Origin of the sequence: Acinetobacter sp. UBA1496, from assembly GCF_002324975.1 — a bacterium.
In the GTDB taxonomy this organism is placed as follows: domain Bacteria; phylum Pseudomonadota; class Gammaproteobacteria; order Pseudomonadales; family Moraxellaceae; genus Acinetobacter; species Acinetobacter variabilis.
Genome location: NZ_DCRI01000099.1, coordinates 1 through 19716 on the forward strand (window position 1 = coordinate 1; position 19716 = coordinate 19716).

Below are 19716 nucleotides of genomic sequence, written 5' to 3' on the forward strand. Positions count from 1 at the left end.
GCAAAAAAAAACAAGGCATCAACCTTGTCTCTTTTGATGGTGGGGACGGAGAGACTCGAACTCTCACACCTCGCGGCGCTGGAACCTAAATCCAGTGCGTCTACCAATTTCGCCACGTCCCCATCAGGGTACCAACTTTGTGTTGGAATTTTTCAAACTTTGGCAGAGGATCAAGGATTCGAACCTTGACGAACGGTTTTGGAGACCGTCATGCTACCATTACACCAATCCTCTACTCGGCCATTTTACTCAATCTCTTAAGTAAATTGGTGGGGACGGAGAGACTCGAACTCTCACACCTCGCGGCGCTGGAACCTAAATCCAGTGCGTCTACCAATTTCGCCACGTCCCCGATGGCTGTGTATACTATAGGGATCAATTTCACCTGACAAGCTCTTTTTAAGAAAAAACTACTCGTTTGATTAAATAAAAAACAATATCCAATTTATTGTATTTTTCTCATGCAATTTCAGTAAGTAAGGCCTGTTTTACGGCTTTGAAATCAGACAATCTATCCTGTGAGTGCTTTCGAAGCATATTTTGTAGCAGGCTTTGCAAAGCTTGATATTGTGCAGGGAGCTCAGGTTTAAAATGCTGACAATGCAATAATGCCCAATCTTGATAATCTGTCGCTTCTAAACGTTGCCCTGTAAGCCACTCATAAAAAATGATACCCAGCGCATAAACTTCGCTCTGTAGCGACTTGGCTTGCCCTTGGAACAATTCGGGCGCCATATAACGAGGCGTTGCGTTCATTGCTTGGCTGGTAGTGTTGAGGGGCTGCACCTGCTCAAAATCAATCAAACAAACCCGATTCTGATAAATGACAAAATGCTCTCGTTTGAGATCAGCATGCAGATACCCGAGTTCTTGTAAGCTTATCAACGTTTCTAATGCCCGTAGTATATGCTGACGGACTTCTTGAATTGAAAACAGCTTAGGGCATACCTCAAAATGTGCTGGTGCATCAGGCAGGATCAAAGCCAGTTTGAAAGATTCATCTCCAATCTGAAACGGCTTTCGAATAGTTTGATGCGGAAGCATGAAAGTCCGCCCTTCTTGCTCACCATAAGCTTCATAAAAATCCAATTCATGACTTAAGCCAGTCTGGGCATAGTGAGAAATAGCCGTTGAATCCAGATTCTGGGTTTTTAACCACAATGCTGACCCGGTCTCAGGATTAAATTCTAGATAATAAAGACGGCGACCAAAACCCAGACTTCGGGCTTTGGTCTTAAGCTGAAAATCAAGCTGATGCAGTTTGGCGGGGTTAAGTAACAATATATTCCTGCTTGGCATCTGGAGCATGCTGGTAATTTAGCAGTTCCAGACAATGCTGAATAGTTTTACCTACCCGCTCCTGAGTTTCGATCAGAGAGATTTTTGGCCAGGTCGCCCGCTCACCTTCACGCTGCAACACCTTGAATAAATGCGGACGAGGATTTTGCAGCATATAGCTATAATGACGCAGGCTATATTTACCCACAATATTCACATCGCCATAGTAACGCTGATCCACCACGCCATAACCATGATCCAGCAAACGGCGGACTGGCGGCAAACTTCCCGCATGCTCACGGGCAAAATCCATAATCCCTTTGGTAAATACCACACTCTGACGGCGTACAATGCGTTTCGGCCAGCTTAATGTCCCTTTACGGAAGCGTGAAATATCATCCTGCATAAAAGGCACAATGTGTGGATTGGCCTGACTGGCAATGGTGTAATTGATATTGTACAGCCGCGCCATTTTCTCCTGCGGGAAATCGCTACGAACACTGCCATCTACCCAGCATGTTGCGCCCATATAAGGCGTATATTGCCCATCGTGGCGTTTACTGGTGAGACGTACCGGCGGGAACAAAATTGGCACAGCACAAGATGCCAGCACCGCACTCCAGACTAGTACATCTGGAGAGGTATAGGCATTCATGATCCGGGCATCCTGCGCTGCATCATAAGGCGCGACCGCAATATTAATATGTAGACCCGAAGTTTTTAATGCTTCTTCAAAGGTCATATCTCCCAAGTTTTCGATCAGGAATTTTTTCAGGTATTTAACATCCGCCAGACCACCATTACCCTTCAGTAATTCACTCATGGTACGGAAATGGAATGCTTCATGGAAAAAGTTATGACCTTTTAAAATATCCACATATTGTGCGGGTTTGGAGACGCCCAACATAGCGGTCATAATTGCACCAGCACTAGAACCCGACATCACTCGAGGTAACAGATCCTGTTCCATTAGCGCTTTACATACACCGGTATGAAATAAGCCGAGTGTTGCACCGCCCGAGAACATTAAAGCTGGCTGACCATAAGCACGTTGGCAGTGCTCAAAATATTCAATTTTCTCTTCAAGAGTCAGACAGGTACATTGTGCAGAAGCAATATAAGCCAAGCCCAGACTGACTTCTTCTACATAATCCTCAATAATTTTTTTAGTGCCGACATAAGTGACGGTAAACAATAAAGGATGGGCGATATTGGCAATATCGTAACTCAGCCCTTCACGCAGGATATACATCAGGTCACGAGTGCGTTTCTGCTGACGGTAACGTCTTAATTTCCCCAGTCGATGCGCAATCACTTCGGCATCAAAATACGGTGAACTATTATCCAATTTCCATTCTTGTGCCCCAGATTCTTCGTCGATCTTTAAGGCAATATATTTCCATTCTTCGTAAGTTTCAGCCTGCTGCAATTGCTGCTTCAGCTTTTTAATACGATAGGCCTGATGTGGATTGATATCCTGAGTAAAATCTTTAAACAGCATCTGCCCCTCTTCCCTATCTATATTGTAATTTTCAGACACCCTGCAGCCATAAACAAAAAACGGGCATCTATTTTCTTTGTACTACAATAACGAAAATTCACCACTTTAGGCAAATTATCACACTTTCCAGACTTTGACTGTGAATTTTACAGTGATAGTATTCTAGCCATAATTGTAAATGTACTGCTCAAATCTTGGCGAAAATTGATTTACCTGACAATATCGTAAATGCTCTTTCTACTGTTCTTCTCCAGCTCCAGCAAAGCCTGCCTGAATTAAAACAAAGTCCTGATTTTTCTGCTTATGCCTATAAATGGCAGGCTGGAGAACTCAAACCCATTCACCAGCTTAAACAGATTGAACTGGCAGATTTAAAAGGCATTGAGCGACAAAAAGAAAAAGTCATTCAGAATACTTTGCAGTTTCTAAAAGGATTACCTGCCAATGATGTCTTACTCACTGGCTCTCGCGGTACAGGCAAATCTTCGATCGTGCGTGCCTTGTTGACTGAATATGCAGATCAGGGTCTACGTTTGATTGAAATTGAACGTGATGATTTGTCAGATCTTCCACAAATTCAGCAACTGATCGCCGGTCGTCCGGAAAAGTTTATTGTCTATTGTGATGACCTGGCCTTCAATGCGGAAGATGAAAACTATCGCAGTCTAAAAAGTGTTTTAGATGGCTCATTACAGTCCGGTTCCAGTAATTTTGTGATCTATGCGACTAGTAACCGTCGTCATCTATTACCGGAATTCATGCATGAAAATACCCCGGTGACCAAAGTAGATGTACCGCAATATACAGAGTTACATCCACAGGAAGCCATTGAAGAGAAAATTTCCTTGTCGGATCGTTTTGGTTTATGGCTGTCGTTCTACCCAATGGATCAAAACCTGTATCTGGAAATCGTTGAGCATTATTTGAAAAAGGCAGATATGCAACTTACAGCTGAAGCCCGTGCTGAAGCATTACGCTGGTGTCAGGCACGTGGCCAACGCTCAGGCCGTGCAGCCTATCAGTTCTCTAAACACTGGATTGGTTCGCAGCAGTTAAATTCTCTGTAAATTTTTCCCCAAATAAAAAAAGCTCCTTAATGGAGCTTTTTTTATAAGGTTAGTTCTTATTTTTTATTGCCAATAATCGTAGACCACAGCAGATCATCCAGCTCACTGCCATTGAAATAGACAGTCGCTTTTAAGGATTCAGGCTGATTCTGTTTAACCTCAATCACCTGATCATAACTGTCAGTAATTTTAAGCACCCCCTCTTTCGGCAGATGCTTATAATTATTTAACACCGTTTCGTCCATCTTGAATGATGTAGTCGTATTAAAATCAAAACTATAACGGTAATCCGCCAAATTTGGCTGACCAATAATGCTGTCGCTGCTGGTTAAGGTACGAATACCATTACTGCCACTACCATAGTCATCTACAAGGCTATAGTTATAATTACGTACCAGTAAGTATTCCTTGCTCAGCTCATCATACTCGGCGCCAGATTTACCCGCATTCTTGTCTTCCGCTACACGCTGAAATTCCAGACGGGCAATTTTATAGCTTTCCAATGCACCCAAATTGTTTTTGCTTTTGGTATGAACAATCGTACCTGAAATCAGATAATCATCTTTTAGATTAAAATCAACATTGGAACCATAATGTACATTGCTAAAGGTCAAGGTCGTAGTATCATCGTTGACCGTTTGGGTAATGGTTGAATCTTTGCGATAGGTTTTATCCAGAACAATACAGTTATTTTTATCGGTTTTTAATTTAAAAGTTTTCACTGCACCATTGGTATTCACTTCAGAACAGATCAGATTCGGATATTTGATGCTGTTCACACCCAAATTATAAATCTTGATAATACGGCTCGTGCGTCCATAAGGATAATCCGCAAAAACTTCACCAATCATATGACCTAACGCAACGTTATAGTCCGTATCATTACTGGTGCTATTGTTAATTTTGTCGCGGATTTTCTCGATGATATCGCGATCCTCAAAAGGAATAAATTCTTCTGAAAGTTCAGGAGAAATACTCTGCTCTGGAACATTTGGCGGTGTGGTCACTGTAGAATTGTCTGAGCTACCTCCACTGCCACCACATGCGGTAAGCAAGCCTGAAACCAAAACCAGCCCAAAGAATGACATCTGCTTTTTCATAAAATTTTATTCCCTAGAATTTCTTTGCATTTTTATTCACTGAGAATGAAAGATGGGTGTATTAAAACTGCACAATACAAACCCACTACCTGTCGATGATATTTTTTCTGGACAGTATTTCTTACACTCTGATCGTGCTTTATCTTTTAATAAACTAAGGATTAACTCTGTAATTTTAATTTATATTTCGAACAACAATTATCATAAGAAATGAAGCGCTTATTTGAATTTTTTTCCTTACCAGAGTCACTTTTCAACACACTTAAAGCACATTTAATTAGATCGATTAAGTTTGCAACAAAGCTTATAAAATTTGTAATGGTTAAGTTAAAGATGGATTGAATTTTCTTTTTTATGGAGAATCATGTTCAACTTTCATACATGGCGATGAAAGAGAATATTGAAAGATAGGATGACTTTAGAGCATAGAAAATAATCATTTTCATGATATGAGATGCTTAATCACTTATAGAAGATTTAAAGCGTGAATTATTTTAGATTGCTCGATTCACTGGATTTTTTCCGACGCTTATACTCAAACATGTTCTGATCCGCTTGTGCGAGCGCTGCAAATAAACCATGACCAGGATGACGCATCGCCATACCAATCGCTGCGCCAATGTTTGCTGCTGCAAAGGCATTAATTAAACGATCCACTAAACTTTCAGTACTCGTTTCATCATTTTCCACGCTAAGAATCACAAACTCATCGCCACCTAAACGGGCAACAATATCGTTGATCCGTACATTATCTCGTAATACTTGAGCCGCGTTTTGAATCAGCTTATCACCTTCATCATGACCCAAACTATCATTCACCTTTTTTAGGTCATTCAGGTCAATAAATAATACAGCGGCGGGATGACCATATTGCTTGCAACGCTCTTCTTCAGCTCGCAGCAGTTTTTCCCAGGCCCGGCGATTATAGAGCCCGGTCAATTCATCTTTACTGGCTTCTTCCTGCAATAATTCATGCTGTCTTATCTGCTCACTCTGACGCAATTCTGCCTGCAAGATCGAACTGAGCAATTGTCCCAATAACTCGATCAGTTGCATATCTTGCAAAATAGCTTCCGATTTGGTTTCTGGATCAATCGCACAGAGTGTTCCAAACAAACTGCCATCTTCTTTAAGGAGTGGCTGACCAATATAAGATTTTATACAGACCTGCTGATTAATCGGCGCTGTGGCGTATAAAGGAATTTCTTCAGAGCGGGGGGCAATTCTCGGGGCCTTACCTACGACCATATGAGAACAAAAAGAATCAGCCCACTGAAACACTTGGCCGGGTCGTATATCATAACCATGGTCTTCACTTTGCAGCACAATCCAGTCTTGGCCTTCTACTCGAGTGATCATCCTTAAATTAAAGCCAAAATGCTGATGCAGATATTTTAAAACTGCCTGTCCCGCATCCTGAAAACTTTTGAAATTTATAATTTCCATCCGAGATTGCCTCTGCTGCGAACCTGTAAAAATATGCATGATATAAACTTAAGCTATTAAACTATTTTTCCGGTTTCAATAGAATATACGAGCTCTAAATACAGCCATAAAACTATATATTTACAACATACCGTTGCTATAAGTTTTCATTTAAAAATTCACAATAAAAAAAGAGGCCTAAGTCTCTTTTCTTCAAGCCTGAAATCTATGCCTCTGTCGGATTAGTCAGTTCCGTCATTGGCCAGCGTGGTGTGGTGGTCACCGCCAAGCCATCATGCTGTCCTGCTTTTAGACGCTGATAGCCCGCAAAAGCAATCATGGCACCATTGTCTGTACAGAGTGCAGGTTCCGCATAATAAACCGATGCACGAATCTTGGCTAAATCTGCTTCTAAACGCTCACGTAAACGCTTGTTGGCACTGACACCGCCCGCAATTACCAGACGTTTAAGCCCTGTTTGCTTCAATGCTTTCACCGACTTTTTCACTAAAGTATCTACAATAGCTTCCTGAAAACTGGCAGCGATATCGGCATCGCGGTTTTCATCACCGAGTTTTTTCATTTGTACAGAAACTGCGGTTTTTAGACCACTGAATGAAAATTCTAAACCTTGATGCAGCATTGGACGTGGGAAAGCAAAGGCATTCGGATCGCCCTGCTCAGCCAGTCTGGAAATATTCGGGCCACCTGGATATGGCAAACCCATCATCTTCGCAACTTTATCAAATGCTTCACCCGCTGCATCATCAATCGATTCACCGAGTAATTCATACTGCCCAATGCCATAAGCAGCCATGAGCTGTGAGTGACCACCAGACACCAGTAATGCCACAAATGGAAATTCCGGTGGCGTTTTAGAAAGTAATGGCGCCAGCATATGACCTTCCATATGATGCACACCAATCGCCGGTTTATTTAAGGCAAAGGCCAAAGTCCGACCAAACAGTGCGCCCGTCATTAATGCGCCCATCAGGCCCGGACCACGGGTATAAGCCACCGCATCAATTTCTGATTTTTTGATGCCACTTTGTTCAAACAGTTCATTCAGTAAAGGAATGAGTTTACGCACATGGTCCCGCGAAGCTAGTTCTGGTACGACGCCGCCATATTCAGCATGCAGTTTAATCTGGCTGTACAGCACCTGTCCGCGCAAACCCAACTCGCTGTCATACAGCGCAAGTCCTGTTTCATCACACGACGTTTCCAAGCCTAAAACGATCATTAAACTGCCTATAACCTGTATCAAATATATTGCAGCAACTATTATAGACTTGTGATATGAGATGTAAATGAGTAAAATACTGACCTTCACTTGTGATCGAGGGCAATTCGGCCCTGATCTTATCCATAACTTAATGAGGATTCTTCATGCCACAAGTTAAATTGAAAGAAGGCGAACCAGTAGACGTAGCTATCCGTCGTTTCAAACGTTCATGCGAAAAAGCGGGTGTTCTTGCTGACGTTCGTAAACGTGAATTCTACGAAAAACCAACTCAAGAACGTAAACGTAAAAAAGCTGCTGCTGTTAAACGCTACCAAAAGAAATTGGCACGTGAATCAGTACGTACTACTCGCCTTTACTAAGATTAATTTGTGATTGACTGCTTGGAATAAATAATGACTACTTTAAAAAACCAGATTACTGACGTATTGAAAGCCACTATGCGTGCCAAAGATATGTCAAAGTTGACGGTCATTCGTAGTCTGCAAGCAGCAATTAAGCAAATCGAAGTCGATGAGCGTAAAGAACTTGACGACGCTCAAGTTCTTGCGGTCATTGAAAAGCAAATTAAACAACGTAAAGAATCGATTAAAGCCTTTGAAGGCGCTGGTCGAGATGATTTAGCTAGTAAGGAACAAGCCGAAGTTGAGGTTCTCTCTCAATTTCTACCAGAAGCTATGACTGAGGAAGAACTTGATTCCCTGATTGCGCAAACAATTGAAGCGCAACAAGCTACTAGCATGAAAGATATGGGTAAGGTGATGAATTCTCTGCGTCCGCTCATAGCCGGGCGCGCCGATCCTGCACAAGTTTCAGCAAAAATTAAAGCAAAACTTGCTTAATTCCCCCATTCTATTTCAAATCTAAATCTGCGTTGAACTGCCTCCATTCTGGACAGTTCTCAGCATTTTCTTATTTATTCTTACTGTAAATTACAGTCCACATTATAACGTTTCAGCAACTGCATCTCTTTTGAAGATTTTACCTGCAGTATGACATCCTGCTTGCCTACATTTTGATACTGACGATCCAGATAAGCCCGGTTCTGGTCTGCCGCTTTATATAAACGATCCACATAGCGCTGCACAATCGCGCAAAACTGCTGATTCTGCGATGCGCTAAAACCCTGCTGCTGTGGATTTAAACCTTTTAAAAACTGACGTGATTCTTTTTGATAATCAGCATTAATCTGCTCAACGGACTGCACGTATTCTGCCGCACTAGCCGCCAATACATTTCCGCCACACCCCAATATCAATAAACCCAATAATATTTTTTTCATAAAATAATTAAAATAGACAACTTAGCTTTGCCCGGATTGTAGCGTGATTTAGTGAACTTCGGCTATATCTACTGAAGCTAAAAATCATTAGAAAAATAGACTTAAATTTTAAACTGTCGCGTTTGCTGCATCTGTTTTAAACGTTGACCAATGGTTGCTGACAAAGATTGATTATTTTTGCTGATGCGTTGAGCATGTATTAAGGATTTAATCGCAGTTTCTTCATAGCCTGACCAGTACTCTACTTCGGCACGATAACGTAAGACATTGGCGGCTTTTATCGATGAATCAGGTGCTGCATTCGCTGCCAGTTGCATTAATCTCCAGCCACTAACATCACGGGTATTGCTATTTAAAAAGGGCTGCACAATCGTTTTGGCCTGATCAGGTTGTTTGGCACGAATCAGGGTTTCGGCATATTTATAATTTAAAGCACGGTTTTCCGGCATGATCCTTGCGGCTGAACTAATGCTTTTTAGCGCATTATCCAGCTGATTTTGCCCCAGATAAATATCAGTCTGAAATAACACCTGCAAAGGATGCATTTTATTGTGCTTTTTGGCTTGATCCAGTGCGGTTTGTGCCGCCTGAAAATCTCCCTGTTGAAGCTGATAAGCCGTTAAAGCGAGCTGACCAGGAAAATCATTACGTTGCACCATTAAGTTGAGCTGTTGTTCAGTAGTCTGACGTGACAGTACCCGTGTATACCATTTAATGATTTCAAAATCCTGATCATTTAAATTACGCTTAACCGCAGGCAGCTGATTGGCACGCAAACGTGCTTCACTCATACGCTCAGTAGTTAGAGGATGCGTCAGCCAGAAATCAGGCATAAAGCTTAAACGGCTAGTGGAACGATGCATCACTTCAAAGAAATCCGCCATACTGTGCGGACTGTATCCGGCAGCATACATATATTGCATGCCGATCCGGTCCGCCTCACGTTCCTGATTACGGCTATAAGTTAATTGCTGATCCAGTAGAGCTGCCTGAGAACCCATCATCACTGCTGCACCTGCATCACCATCTGCCTGTGAAGCCACTAATGCACCCACCAGAATCCCTGCCAGGGCCAACAGTCCTTGTCCTTTAAAGGTTTCTTGCGAACGACTGTAATGACGTTGTGTGACATGTGCAATTTCATGTGCCATCACCCCTGCCACCTCATCCGTATTTCGAGCAGAATTAATCAAACCCGCATTCAGGGCAAATAACCCACCAGGTACCGCAAAGGCATTAATTTGCGGATCATTGATTACCATTAAACCGATCGGTTGCTGTAATTTGGTCTGACTGAGAATTTGGGAAAATATGGAAAGTAACTGATCTTCAAGCCATGGATTCTGAATCACAGGCATTTGTTTCTGGACTTGACGATAGACCTTTTCACCAATCATTTGTTCTTTTTGCTGGTCGATCAATCCGACGCCCGCACCAATATCCGGTACAGAAAATTGTGCAGCAGGCTGATTAAAATAATCATTATCACTATGTCCTGCTGCTGCACACAGACTTAACCCGCACGCCAATACCAAACGTTTCAATGAAAAATCTCTAAAATTCAGTTTCAACCTGTCTCGAATATAGCATCGAAAAATGAGCATAGATGCAGGAAAATGTTATTTAATATTACTTAGATGAACCAATCACTTGCGGATTCACCACATAGCGTGGCACCCGCCCTTCAAGTGCATCGACCAGATTCTGATAAGCCAGCTCAGCCATTTTTCGACGTGTTGCCACTGTGGCCGAACCGACATGAGGCAAGGTAATAACATTATCCAGCTCAAATAATTCTGATTCTTTTAAAGGCTCTTTCTCATAAACATCCAGCCCCGCAGCAAAAATTTGGTTGGCTTTTAAGGCTTTGATCAAAGCCTGCTCATCAATCACAGACCCACGGGAGATATTCACCAGCACCGCATGTGGCTGCATTTGTGCCAGTTGTTCGGCTCCAATCAGAGCTTTTGATTCAGCATTTAAATCCACGGTAACCACCACAAAATCTGAGCGCTGCAAAAGCTCATTCAGAGAGCAATACTGTGCATTGAGGCCTTGAGCCAATTCCGGTTTTTCATGGCGATTATGGTACAGGATATTCATATTGAAACCGTAAAACCCACGACGTGCAACTGCTGCCCCAATATGCCCTAGGCCGATTATCCCCAGCGTTTTTCCGAAAATATCCACACCAAACTGTGCTTCACGTGTTGTACGGTGCCATTGTCCCTGCTTGGTCCAGTGATCCAGATAAGCCACTTTGCGTGCAGCTGCCATTAATAGCGCAAATCCCAGATCTGCCGTGGTTTCAGTCAGGACATGGGGGGTATTGGTCAGATAGATATTTTTTTCATTCAGATAATCAACTTCATAGTTGTCATACCCGACACTGACACTAGAAATGATTTTAAGTCGGGTTGCTGGTGCCAGATTATCGCGATTGAGCAGTCGGCCTGTCCCAATCATGCCATCGGCATCGCGCACCTGTTCCAGCAACTGCTCATGCACATTGCCCAGTTTCGGCTGTAAGGTCACTACATTAAAATTTTGTTCGAGTTTTTTTTGGACATCCTGATCGATCTGGCTGAATACAATCACTTTTTGTTTCATATGTCCCTATTCCACATCAATATTAATCTGAGTTCGCTGGCCTGTTTTGCATAAACTGCCATAAGCGTTTTTTATGTATTGGCTGATCCAGCATTTCCTGTAAAGATGCCAGTTGAATCATTTTATTATGTGTCACATGCGGAATAGAGCCAAGGGAAATGATATTTTTTTCCAGGCTCATCATGTCCAGAAAACCTTGAATATAAGATTCAACACCTCGACCATCTTGCAGATTCACCCAAGGAAATGGCCAGTTCAGTTCATAAAATTCACTTTGCAGAGCACGCTGGATGTTGATCCATAAAAGCTGGGTTTGCTCGGTCATTTCTGTGGCATCGATGACAATCGTACAATGTTCCAAGCTTAAAGCCTGCAAGTTGAATGGCGGAATATGTAGAATTTCCCGCTGTTCCTGAATTGTTGCAACAACTACTGGCGCTTCACTTTTAGCTTCAGCTTTTGCTTCAACTGTAACAGGCTCAGGCGCAATTAAAGGAGCTTTTGCTACCGGAGCAATCTGAGCCGGTTGTGGCAGGATGATTTCGCTATGCAATTCTGCTGGGGCCTGATCACGCCAGATCGAAACCTGATGCTGCTGACATACGTCGCCCTTGGGAATCCAGATATCTATTCCTAATGTTGCCAGTATGTCACGCTGATGCCCAATCATCTTTTCTTCATCACCTATTTCAGGTCGAACATTTTAACGGGATTCGCTTTTCTTTGCCGAACTATTTCCAGTTTTTCACTCTCTATCTTGAATCATTTTAACTCAGAATAGAAATCAATTTATAAGATTACTTTTTTTCTACTGCAAGTTCTTTTATAGATCAGTTCTTGAAAAACTGGACTTAAATACATCTTCTTAATTTAAAAATATTAGATAATCATCAAGCTGTTTTTCTTAAGCATTTGCGAGGTAATTTCATTGGATTCAAAGCCCAAGCGCCAGTATAAAAGCTCCATCACATCCAATTCATCCTGAGTCATGATCCGGTCGCTCCACAGGCAAACTTCTGCAATTCCCAACATGCTCAGACGATCACGCAATAACAATCCGGCAATATCATTTAAAATCTCAGCTAAATCAATCGGCTCATCTGAGATTTCACTATACAGCTCAAGTTCTCGTGGTGTCAGAATACGATTTAAAATCTTTTCCCTAACTTCCAGCTGATTATCGCTATTAATCTGCTGCACATGCAGCAAGGCATCAATCAGACGTACAATCTGTGGTTTGACCTCATCCAAAGACGTTGGCGTATGCATCGGCAGTAAATTCAGTTCATACTTCACCCGCTCTAGCAATAAAGCATCCAGCAAACCGATTTCACCATCTTCCTGAATAATCCTTGCCAGCTTCATTAAAAACTGCCGTGCAACTGTGGTAGGCATTCCACCAATATTTTTACAGGCTTGCTGGAAAATCGAGATATGTACCCGTCCATCCAGATTTAATAATGAATCAATAATCGCACGACTGACCTCTGCCTCGGTCGGAATAAATTCACGATATTGCCGGATCATCAAAATTGCGACCATCACTTCACGTGAACCGGTCGAAGTTTGCAAAGCACGTTCAATCAGCTCCGGACGCGGCATATTGGCACGCAGCTCCGGATTTAATGGCTTGATGGCATCTTTAATGGCGAAGCTAATTGGAGACAAGCGTAACAAAGGCAAAGGTTGTGGGGATTCCCAGACTGCTGTGCTTTCAGGCACGACATCTTCGAGTGAACGAAACAGACTAAACAAAGGCTGGTTTTTTAATTTCTTCAGATTTTCAAGCTGCAGATCCTGAATCAAGGCAGGATTTAATTCATAAATACGCTGATTAATATTCGGATGAATATTCAACCAGTTCTGTGGACTTAAAGAATTGGCAAAACACATATGTGAAATGGATTCGGCATATTCACTGTAAATCTGTGAACCTGAATGATGCACATGAATGCGCAATAAAGTCTGAATATTGGCATCATTCTGAATCAGGCGTCGGGTTTTCTGGTCATTTTTATAGGTACGTCCGCCCAATGAAATATATTTAATAAAACGTGTAATCAAAATACCCAAGCTGCCAATCAACCAGATGACTGCTCCGATTGAGACATAGAAAGTTTCAAACTTGTTTTCGCGAGGTACATCATTTCGATAAAACCCCAACTTCGCAATCTTGCTGCCCCACTGGCTAAAAGTGGTCAGACTGCTATATAGAATTTTCAGGCGGGTATTTTCAGCTGTTTCACCAGATAGAATCTTGTTAAATTCATGACTGAGCAAGCCATAAAGTTCAATTTCATCAAGAGTTTGTAATGCACCCCAAGTCAGAATAATAGCAGTATCACGTGGACTAAAACCCGCTGTTAATGCATTAACCCCCACTTCATTCGGCAGGACATACATAGCTGGCGGTTCAATCAGGAACGTATCTGCCAGTTGAGTATTGATCCGTAGTGCAGCACTTTCTTCCGGGATACTTTCCATTTGGTTCAGTCGACGCGCGCCCATTTGCTGGGCTAAAGAATAGCCGCCGGCACGAAACGTATAAAATTCATAGATGACCGAAATAATCATCAAGAACAAAACCAGTGCTACCAGATAAGGACTAAGGACATGCCACCATATCGACTGGCCAGGATCAGCATAGAAAACAAACAGGCCAACCACTGTATTGATAATCAGAACTGTTAATAGTATCGCAATCAGACAAAAGCTGGCTAGCAATAGCATATTCTTGTTTTTGACCAAAGCATATCCTACGCTTTTCAATCTACCACCCTAACTGATCTGGTCTTTCCTTGGGCTCATCATAAAACAAAAAAGCGGGAAATTCCCGCTTTTTCATCATGATTTTAATTGCTTAGACTTCGCGTACACCGGTCAGATCAACTGATGCTGCATCAATATTCACATCAATAAAATTGTCGCCTTTTTTGACGCCATCACTGCGTTTTTGCTCTAATTGATCGAGGTATTCAGCATTAATTCCACCTGCGACATACACACCATCAAATACAGAACAGTCAAATTCACGCAAATGAGGAACTTTTTTGGTACGTACTGCATCTTTCAGGTCTTCCAGATCCTGGAAAATCAGACGGTCAGCACCAATAATTTCACGGATTTCTTCTACACTACGTTCAGAAGCGATCAGTTCAGATTTCGCCGGCATATCAATACCGTATACGTTTGGATATTTCACCATAGGTGCCGCAGAAGCGAAGAATACTTTTTTCGCACCCGCATCACGTGCCATCTGAATAATTTCATTACAAGTCGTACCACGCACAATCGAGTCATCGACTAGTAGAACGTTTTTGCCCTGGAACTCGAGCTCAACCGGGTTCAGTTTTTGACGTACTGATTTTTTACGCAGTTGCTGACCTGGCATGATGAAGGTACGGCCGATATAACGGTTTTTCATGAAACCTTCACGGAATTTCACGCCCAGCATATTAGCCAGTTCAAGTGCAGAAGTACGTGAAGTATCCGGAATTGGAATCACCACGTCGATGTCGTGCTCATCGCCCCACTCGCGCAGGATTTTTTGTGCCAGCTTCTCACCCATTTTCAGACGGGCTTTATACACAGAGATCCCATCAATGGTTGCATCTGGACGGGCAAAGTACACATATTCAAAAATACATGGACGGTATTCTGGATTTGCTGCACATTGCTGGGTAAAGAAGTTACCGTCAGAATCAATGAAAACCGCTTCACCCGGTTCGATATCACGCTCAACCTTGAAGCCTAGCGCAGTAATCGCTACAGATTCAGAAGCAATGATATATTCCATACCATTTTCTGTTTCGCGCGAACCGTAAATCAATGGACGGATACCGTTTGGATCACGAAAACCTACCAGACCTTGGCCAGTAATCATCGCAACAACGGCATAACCACCTTTACAACGCTCATGTACACGCGTTACAGCCTGGAAAATATCTTCAGATGTTGGTACCAGCTTGCCACGTTTTTGTAATTCGTGCGCTAGTACGTTTAGTAGCACTTCTGAGTCTGAATCAGTATTCATGTGACGCAGATCAGTTTTGAATAAGTCATCATGAATTTCTTCAGCATTGGTCAGGTTACCGTTATGCGCCAGCGTAATCCCATAAGGTGAGTTTACGTAGAATGGTTGCGCTTCAGCACTGCTTGAGGTACCTGCCGTTGGGTAACGCACATGACCAATACCATAATTACCCTGAAGAGCACGCATATGACGGGTATGGAATACATCACGCACCATACCGACATCTTTACGCAGGAACAGACGGCCTTCCTGACAAGTCACAATCCCAGCTGCATCTTGTCCACGATGTTGTAACATCGTTAATGCATCAAACAACATTTGGTTAACAGGTGATTTACCAGCTATACCAACTACTCCACACATAGCAACCTCGCAGACAAGCTAGGATTAATAAAAAGGATTATTCGTTGACGCATCTGAACTCTTGGCCTTGGATGCCGGTTCAGATGAGGAATCTGAAGGTTTCTGTGCCCCTTCAGACTTGATATGTTGCAGGGCGCCATTTGCGGCTTCTTTGGAGAGCTCTGTTGCCCAAGGCGCATATGGCAATAAGACCTGTATAAATTTAGACTGCTTCCAGTGCGGCGAACTTTCGACCCACGGACCAATACCCTGCATGGTAATCAGAACAATCAGCAAACCTTTCAGGCTGCCGAAAACACCCCCCGCAAGACGATTCAGCGGACCAAGTTTCAGGGTTTTTAAAATGCGGTTGAGCAGAAAGGTGACAATCCAGGTGAGTACCACAATCATCAGAACAATAAAGGCAAAGGCTGCAATCTTCTGTACCACTGGATCTGTACTGAGAGCAACCATTGAGGGCGCAAGTAGTGTTGAATATTTCGCCGCAATAATCAAGGCAAAAATCCATCCCACTAAGTTCGCAAAGGCTTTGATAAATCCTTGGCGCAAACCGTTGAGCCCTCCAATGAGCAAGATAATCAGTAGAAAGATATCAATGGCATTCATAGGACTTAAAGCGCGGCTACACAGTCTTTAACCAGTTCCGGCCCAGTATATATGAGGCCACTATAGACTTGTACAAGGCTTGCACCAGCTTTTTTCTTGGCCAGCGCATCCGCACCTGAAAGAATACCACCCACACCAATCAATGGAATTTGTCCCTTTAATTCCTCTGCAAATGCAGCCAGACATGCCGTGCTTTTCTCAAAGACTGGCGCGCCTGATAAACCGCCCGCTTCTTCTGCATGCTCCAGACCTTCCACACCTTCACGTGACAATGTGGTATTGGTCACGATCAGACCATCAATCTTGTATTGCAATAACTGCTTGGCAATAAAGGCAATATCTTCAGCTTCAAGATCCGGTGCAACTTTTAATACCAGAGGAACGTAATGCTGATGTTCCTGAGCCAGTTCCAGCTGACGATTCTTCAGCGTTTCCAGCAATTCAGTCAGTGCATCGCCACTTTGTAAACTGCGCAGGTTCTTGGTATTTGGAGAAGAAATATTAACGGTGATATAGGAAGCATAATTATAGACTTTTTCTAAACAAATAAGGTAATCATCTACTGCTTTTTCTACCGGAGTATCAGCGTTTTTACCGATATTGATTCCCAGTACACCTTTAAATTTTGCAGCTTTAACGTTTTCAATCAACTTATCCACGCCATCATTATTAAAGCCCATACGGTTAATAATCGCTTTGGCTTTCGGAAGACGGAATAAACGTGGATGAGGATTACCAGGTTGCGGGCGTGGAGTAATGGTACCAATTTCAATAAAACCAAAGCCTTGACTGGCCAAGGCATCAATATAGGCACCATTTTTATCTAACCCTGCTGCAAGACCGACCGGATTAGGAAATTCGATTCCCATACAGGTCACAGGTTTCACAGCAACATTTTGACGCATCATGCCCATTTTATGGGATGATTTTAATAGTGATAGTGTCAGCTCATGTGCACGCTCTGGTGCTAAAGAAAACAACAAAGGGCGGGCTAGAGAATACAACATATCTAGAAAAGTCTACTGCTTTTTAAGTCGGCATATTATAGGCATAGGCTGACAAAAAAACCATGCTTTGCAAATCTTTATTTTTACCAGTTATTGCACAGTCGCTGTTAATTTAATCTGCCCTGCTTCATTATTTAGTTCCATTTTCTCGATACTTAGCCCCATTTGTGCCAGCTGCGTCAGGAAGTTGGCCAGCACAGAATAATTTTCATGAGACAGCATCAACTGAATTTTTCCATCCATTTGCTGTGATGCAATCGACAGCCCTTGTTGCTGGGCAATGCGTTGCACTTTTTCTGCTGCATCTAATTGCAAGTCTCCTGCCGGCTTCATGGTAACCGCATTGCTTTGCATCCAGACCAGCGTATCTTTTAGATCATTTAAACGTTTCTGCTGGGTATCTGCTGCCTGATGCATCGCCCAGAGTGCACTTGCAACAGCGGTCACCAACACAAAGATCGTTGTAAAGATCACCAGAATGCGTTCACGTGCTGACAAACGATCCAGATAATCGGTCAGTTTTTCAATTTGCAGATCCATACGGTTCTGTAAAATTTCAATGGCTTTCATTATTGTATTTTCACCAGTCCTACGACGCCTGTTCCATTCGCCTGTATATTTCCCAATTCCACTTTAAAGCCCTGCTGCCCCAGTTGCTTGGTTAAAGTATTTAAACTTTCAGATGAATTGGACTGTAATTGTAGACTCAATCCTGACGGGTCATAATTGACGCGCTGTGCCACAATCTGGTTTTGCATTAGTACCGGCCCGACTCGGCTGATGAGCTGTAAGGCCTGAGTGTCTGCGGTCTGGCTTTGACGAAGCTGAGCTTCGAACTGGCTTTTAATGTTCTGCTCAGTGACCGGATAATTCTGTCCGAACCAGTATTTAAACTGATCAATCGCCTGCATTGCAGTGGTATTGGCGACTTTCTTATATTGGTACCAGCGCACTGCATCGTAAGTGACCTGCAGTACCAGAATCCCAAGAAAAACCGCCGCACAGGCTTTCCAGTAACCAGAAACAGTATGATCCGATTTACCCTTTGGCAGGATATTAAATGGATGCTGTTTCGGTTTTTTTAGCATTGGCAACGTATATTGGAACGAGTTTAATTGTTCACGTGTTGCTACTGCTTCTAAACTACTCATTTGTTCAGGGCTGAGATTGCTGACCTGATATTCCAGATCTTTAGGCTGAAAATCCAGATAAAGGCTCAAATCATCCACTGACTGGCCGATATATTCAGCTTCACGTACCAGCAAATGCCCACCAATTTGTGCAATAGCGCGCTGCTGTGCATGTTCAGGCGCTGGCAGGACCAGAAAGTCTGGCAATAAAGCAGCGACTTTAACAGGAATCAAATTCAGGGCATGCTGCAAAGTTTCAACTGTAGAATTTGCAATCCCCATAATACTGATCTGGTCAGGCTGCTGAAAATGATGCAGCACTTTCATGGTATCGACAGGCAGTACCACATATTCTTCTAACAGATATTTGATGCCATCATTGCCCATTTTTTTATATTGGCTCTTTGGCAAAGTCTGCTGCAAAATCTGCACATGACGACTTGGAAAAAAGACCGTCGCCTCTTCACCATGATAGGCCTGAATATCCTGAATCAGCTGCTCGAGTGTCGCAGCAGTGCTCCAGAATTCCCCCTTTGACCATTGCCAAACCCCATTGGCTTCCGGCATCCATAAATACAACATCGATTGTGTTCTACCGTTTTAATTGGTTTTTTATACTGTTGGAATAAAGCTTTTAACTTGTGTTGATAGACCTGGTGCAATCACGGCCTGATCATAAATACGTGCTTCTGACAAATGAAATGGATGAAAAGACTCTGTCACGAGAATGGAGGCAATATGCGCCACAACATTCATATGACAAACCACCACAATGGACTCATACGGCAGTTGTGATAACCATTCAACTGCAACTTTGGCATCATCATCAGGCTTGATGGTATTACAGATCACCACGGGTACATCTTTAAAATAGTGCTGTAAATGCGCCAGAGTTTCCTGCGCACGCAATAAAGGACTTACCACAAACACTTCCGGTTTAATGATGTCCTTTAAATACTGTGCTGTCTGTTCCGCCTGTTGATGCCCGCGCTCCGTTAGGGGACGCTTGGTATCATTCCCATTCACTGGTGGCGCGGCTTCGCCATGTCGCACTAAAGTCAGTTGCATCTT

General features: G+C 42.8%; 19 protein-coding genes and 3 tRNA genes. 3 read left to right on the plus strand and 19 right to left on the minus strand.

The window, feature by feature from the left end:
* Positions 1-37: 37 nt before the first annotated feature.
* The 5 genes from B3143_RS12335 to B3143_RS12355 form a co-directional block, all read right to left on the minus strand.
* Positions 38-122, minus strand: a tRNA-Leu gene (locus tag B3143_RS12335).
* Positions 123-160: 38 nt separating this feature from the next.
* Positions 161-234, minus strand: a tRNA-Trp gene (locus B3143_RS12340).
* A 33-nt stretch (positions 235-267) separates the two neighbouring features.
* Positions 268-352, minus strand: a tRNA-Leu gene (locus tag B3143_RS12345).
* A gap of 107 nt (positions 353-459) precedes the next feature.
* Complete coding sequence (locus B3143_RS12350) at positions 460-1281, minus strand: protein kinase domain-containing protein (protein WP_005235111.1); 822 nt, start codon at positions 1279-1281, stop codon at positions 460-462.
* Positions 1271-2779: a DUF3336 domain-containing protein gene (locus B3143_RS12355; protein WP_214001362.1), complete on the minus strand. Its 1509-nt coding sequence runs from the start codon at positions 2777-2779 to the stop codon at positions 1271-1273. Before B3143_RS12355 ends, B3143_RS12350 begins: the two co-directional genes overlap by 11 nt.
* Before the next feature lie 194 nt (positions 2780-2973).
* Between B3143_RS12355 and B3143_RS12360 the strand changes: the two genes are divergently transcribed.
* Positions 2974-3846: an ATP-binding protein gene (locus tag B3143_RS12360; protein WP_214001363.1), complete on the plus strand. Its 873-nt coding sequence runs from the start codon at positions 2974-2976 to the stop codon at positions 3844-3846.
* Positions 3847-3902: 56 nt separating this feature from the next.
* Here B3143_RS12360 and B3143_RS12365 read toward each other — a convergent pair whose 3' ends face one another.
* The 3 genes from B3143_RS12365 to tsaD all read right to left on the minus strand — a co-directional run bounded on the left by B3143_RS12365 (position 3903) and on the right by tsaD (position 7614).
* A complete protein-coding gene (locus tag B3143_RS12365; protein WP_214001364.1) occupies positions 3903-4946 on the minus strand; it encodes a hypothetical protein in 1044 nt (347 codons plus the stop codon).
* A gap of 489 nt (positions 4947-5435) precedes the next feature.
* Entirely contained in the window at positions 5436-6392 is a 957-nt protein-coding gene (locus B3143_RS12370) for a sensor domain-containing diguanylate cyclase (protein WP_286740762.1), read from the minus strand.
* A gap of 205 nt (positions 6393-6597) precedes the next feature.
* Positions 6598-7614 (minus strand): tRNA (adenosine(37)-N6)-threonylcarbamoyltransferase complex transferase subunit TsaD, encoded by a 1017-nt coding sequence (tsaD, locus tag B3143_RS12375; RefSeq protein WP_214001366.1) that lies wholly within the window; start codon positions 7612-7614, stop codon positions 6598-6600.
* A 146-nt stretch (positions 7615-7760) separates the two neighbouring features.
* Here tsaD and rpsU point away from each other — a divergent pair, with 146 nt between their 5' ends.
* Positions 7761-7976 (plus strand): 30S ribosomal protein S21, encoded by a 216-nt coding sequence (gene rpsU / locus B3143_RS12380; protein WP_001136722.1) that lies wholly within the window; start codon positions 7761-7763, stop codon positions 7974-7976.
* Between the two features lie 33 nt (positions 7977-8009).
* Complete coding sequence (locus tag B3143_RS12385; protein WP_005235099.1) at positions 8010-8456, plus strand: GatB/YqeY domain-containing protein; 447 nt, start codon at positions 8010-8012, stop codon at positions 8454-8456.
* An 80-nt stretch (positions 8457-8536) separates the two neighbouring features.
* Here B3143_RS12385 and B3143_RS12390 read toward each other — a convergent pair whose 3' ends face one another.
* From B3143_RS12390 to B3143_RS12440, 11 genes are all read right to left on the minus strand, one after another.
* Positions 8537-8896: a hypothetical protein gene (locus tag B3143_RS12390; RefSeq protein WP_214001367.1), complete on the minus strand. Its 360-nt coding sequence runs from the start codon at positions 8894-8896 to the stop codon at positions 8537-8539.
* 101 nt (positions 8897-8997) lie between these two features.
* The gene (locus tag B3143_RS12395; RefSeq protein ID WP_214001368.1) at positions 8998-10440 is read right to left on the minus strand and encodes a M48 family metalloprotease; all 1443 of its coding nucleotides are present in this window, start codon (positions 10438-10440) and stop codon (positions 8998-9000) included.
* A gap of 85 nt (positions 10441-10525) precedes the next feature.
* Positions 10526-11506: a 2-hydroxyacid dehydrogenase gene (locus B3143_RS12400; RefSeq protein WP_214001369.1), complete on the minus strand. Its 981-nt coding sequence runs from the start codon at positions 11504-11506 to the stop codon at positions 10526-10528.
* A 22-nt stretch (positions 11507-11528) separates the two neighbouring features.
* Positions 11529-12176, minus strand: a complete 648-nt coding sequence (locus B3143_RS12405) for a hypothetical protein (RefSeq protein WP_214001370.1) — start codon at positions 12174-12176, stop codon at positions 11529-11531.
* 209 nt (positions 12177-12385) lie between these two features.
* Positions 12386-14275: a M48 family metalloprotease gene (locus tag B3143_RS12410; RefSeq protein ID WP_214001371.1), complete on the minus strand. Its 1890-nt coding sequence runs from the start codon at positions 14273-14275 to the stop codon at positions 12386-12388.
* A gap of 91 nt (positions 14276-14366) precedes the next feature.
* Positions 14367-15902 carry an amidophosphoribosyltransferase gene (gene purF / locus B3143_RS12415; RefSeq protein WP_214001372.1) on the minus strand — a complete coding sequence of 512 codons (1536 nt, stop codon included), beginning with the start codon at positions 15900-15902 and terminating at the stop codon, positions 14367-14369.
* Between the two features lie 24 nt (positions 15903-15926).
* Positions 15927-16508 carry a CvpA family protein gene (locus tag B3143_RS12420; RefSeq protein WP_005235088.1) on the minus strand — a complete coding sequence of 194 codons (582 nt, stop codon included), beginning with the start codon at positions 16506-16508 and terminating at the stop codon, positions 15927-15929.
* A gap of 5 nt (positions 16509-16513) precedes the next feature.
* On the minus strand, positions 16514-17515 hold the full coding sequence (locus B3143_RS12425; RefSeq protein ID WP_005235085.1) for a quinone-dependent dihydroorotate dehydrogenase: 1002 nt from the start codon (positions 17513-17515) through the stop codon (positions 16514-16516).
* A gap of 90 nt (positions 17516-17605) precedes the next feature.
* A complete protein-coding gene (gene gspM, locus B3143_RS12430) occupies positions 17606-18085 on the minus strand; it encodes a type II secretion system protein GspM (protein WP_214001373.1) in 480 nt (159 codons plus the stop codon).
* Positions 18085-19227 (minus strand): type II secretion system protein GspL, encoded by a 1143-nt coding sequence (gspL, locus tag B3143_RS12435; protein ID WP_214001374.1) that lies wholly within the window; start codon positions 19225-19227, stop codon positions 18085-18087. Before gspL ends, gspM begins: the two co-directional genes overlap by 1 nt.
* A 30-nt stretch (positions 19228-19257) precedes the next feature.
* Positions 19258-19713: a SixA phosphatase family protein gene (locus B3143_RS12440; protein ID WP_214001375.1), complete on the minus strand. Its 456-nt coding sequence runs from the start codon at positions 19711-19713 to the stop codon at positions 19258-19260.
* Positions 19714-19716: the final 3 nt, after the last annotated feature.

Excerpts from the sequence above, each read along its gene's own strand:
- B3143_RS12355 (WP_214001362.1), bottom strand. The coding sequence starts at position 2,779 with ATGCTGTTTAAAGATTTTACTCAGGATATCAATCCACATCAGGCCTAT.
- B3143_RS12365 (WP_214001364.1), bottom strand. The coding sequence starts at position 4,946 with ATGAAAAAGCAGATGTCATTCTTTGGGCTGGTTTTGGTTTCAGGCTTG.
- B3143_RS12370 (WP_286740762.1), bottom strand. The coding sequence starts at position 6,392 with ATGGAAATTATAAATTTCAAAAGTTTTCAGGATGCGGGACAGGCAGTT.
- tsaD (WP_214001366.1), bottom strand. The coding sequence starts at position 7,614 with ATGATCGTTTTAGGCTTGGAAACGTCGTGTGATGAAACAGGACTTGCG.
- rpsU (WP_001136722.1), top strand. The coding sequence starts at position 7,761 with ATGCCACAAGTTAAATTGAAAGAAGGCGAACCAGTAGACGTAGCTATC.
- B3143_RS12385 (WP_005235099.1), top strand. The coding sequence starts at position 8,010 with ATGACTACTTTAAAAAACCAGATTACTGACGTATTGAAAGCCACTATG.
- B3143_RS12390 (WP_214001367.1), bottom strand. The coding sequence starts at position 8,896 with ATGAAAAAAATATTATTGGGTTTATTGATATTGGGGTGTGGCGGAAAT.
- B3143_RS12400 (WP_214001369.1), bottom strand. The coding sequence starts at position 11,506 with ATGAAACAAAAAGTGATTGTATTCAGCCAGATCGATCAGGATGTCCAA.
- B3143_RS12405 (WP_214001370.1), bottom strand. The coding sequence starts at position 12,176 with ATGATTGGGCATCAGCGTGACATACTGGCAACATTAGGAATAGATATC.
- purF (WP_214001372.1), bottom strand. The coding sequence starts at position 15,902 with ATGTGTGGAGTAGTTGGTATAGCTGGTAAATCACCTGTTAACCAAATG.
- B3143_RS12420 (WP_005235088.1), bottom strand. The coding sequence starts at position 16,508 with ATGAATGCCATTGATATCTTTCTACTGATTATCTTGCTCATTGGAGGG.
- B3143_RS12425 (WP_005235085.1), bottom strand. The coding sequence starts at position 17,515 with ATGTTGTATTCTCTAGCCCGCCCTTTGTTGTTTTCTTTAGCACCAGAG.
- gspM (WP_214001373.1), bottom strand. The coding sequence starts at position 18,085 with ATGAAAGCCATTGAAATTTTACAGAACCGTATGGATCTGCAAATTGAA.
- gspL (WP_214001374.1), bottom strand. The coding sequence starts at position 19,227 with ATGTTGTATTTATGGATGCCGGAAGCCAATGGGGTTTGGCAATGGTCA.
- B3143_RS12440 (WP_214001375.1), bottom strand. The coding sequence starts at position 19,713 with ATGCAACTGACTTTAGTGCGACATGGCGAAGCCGCGCCACCAGTGAAT.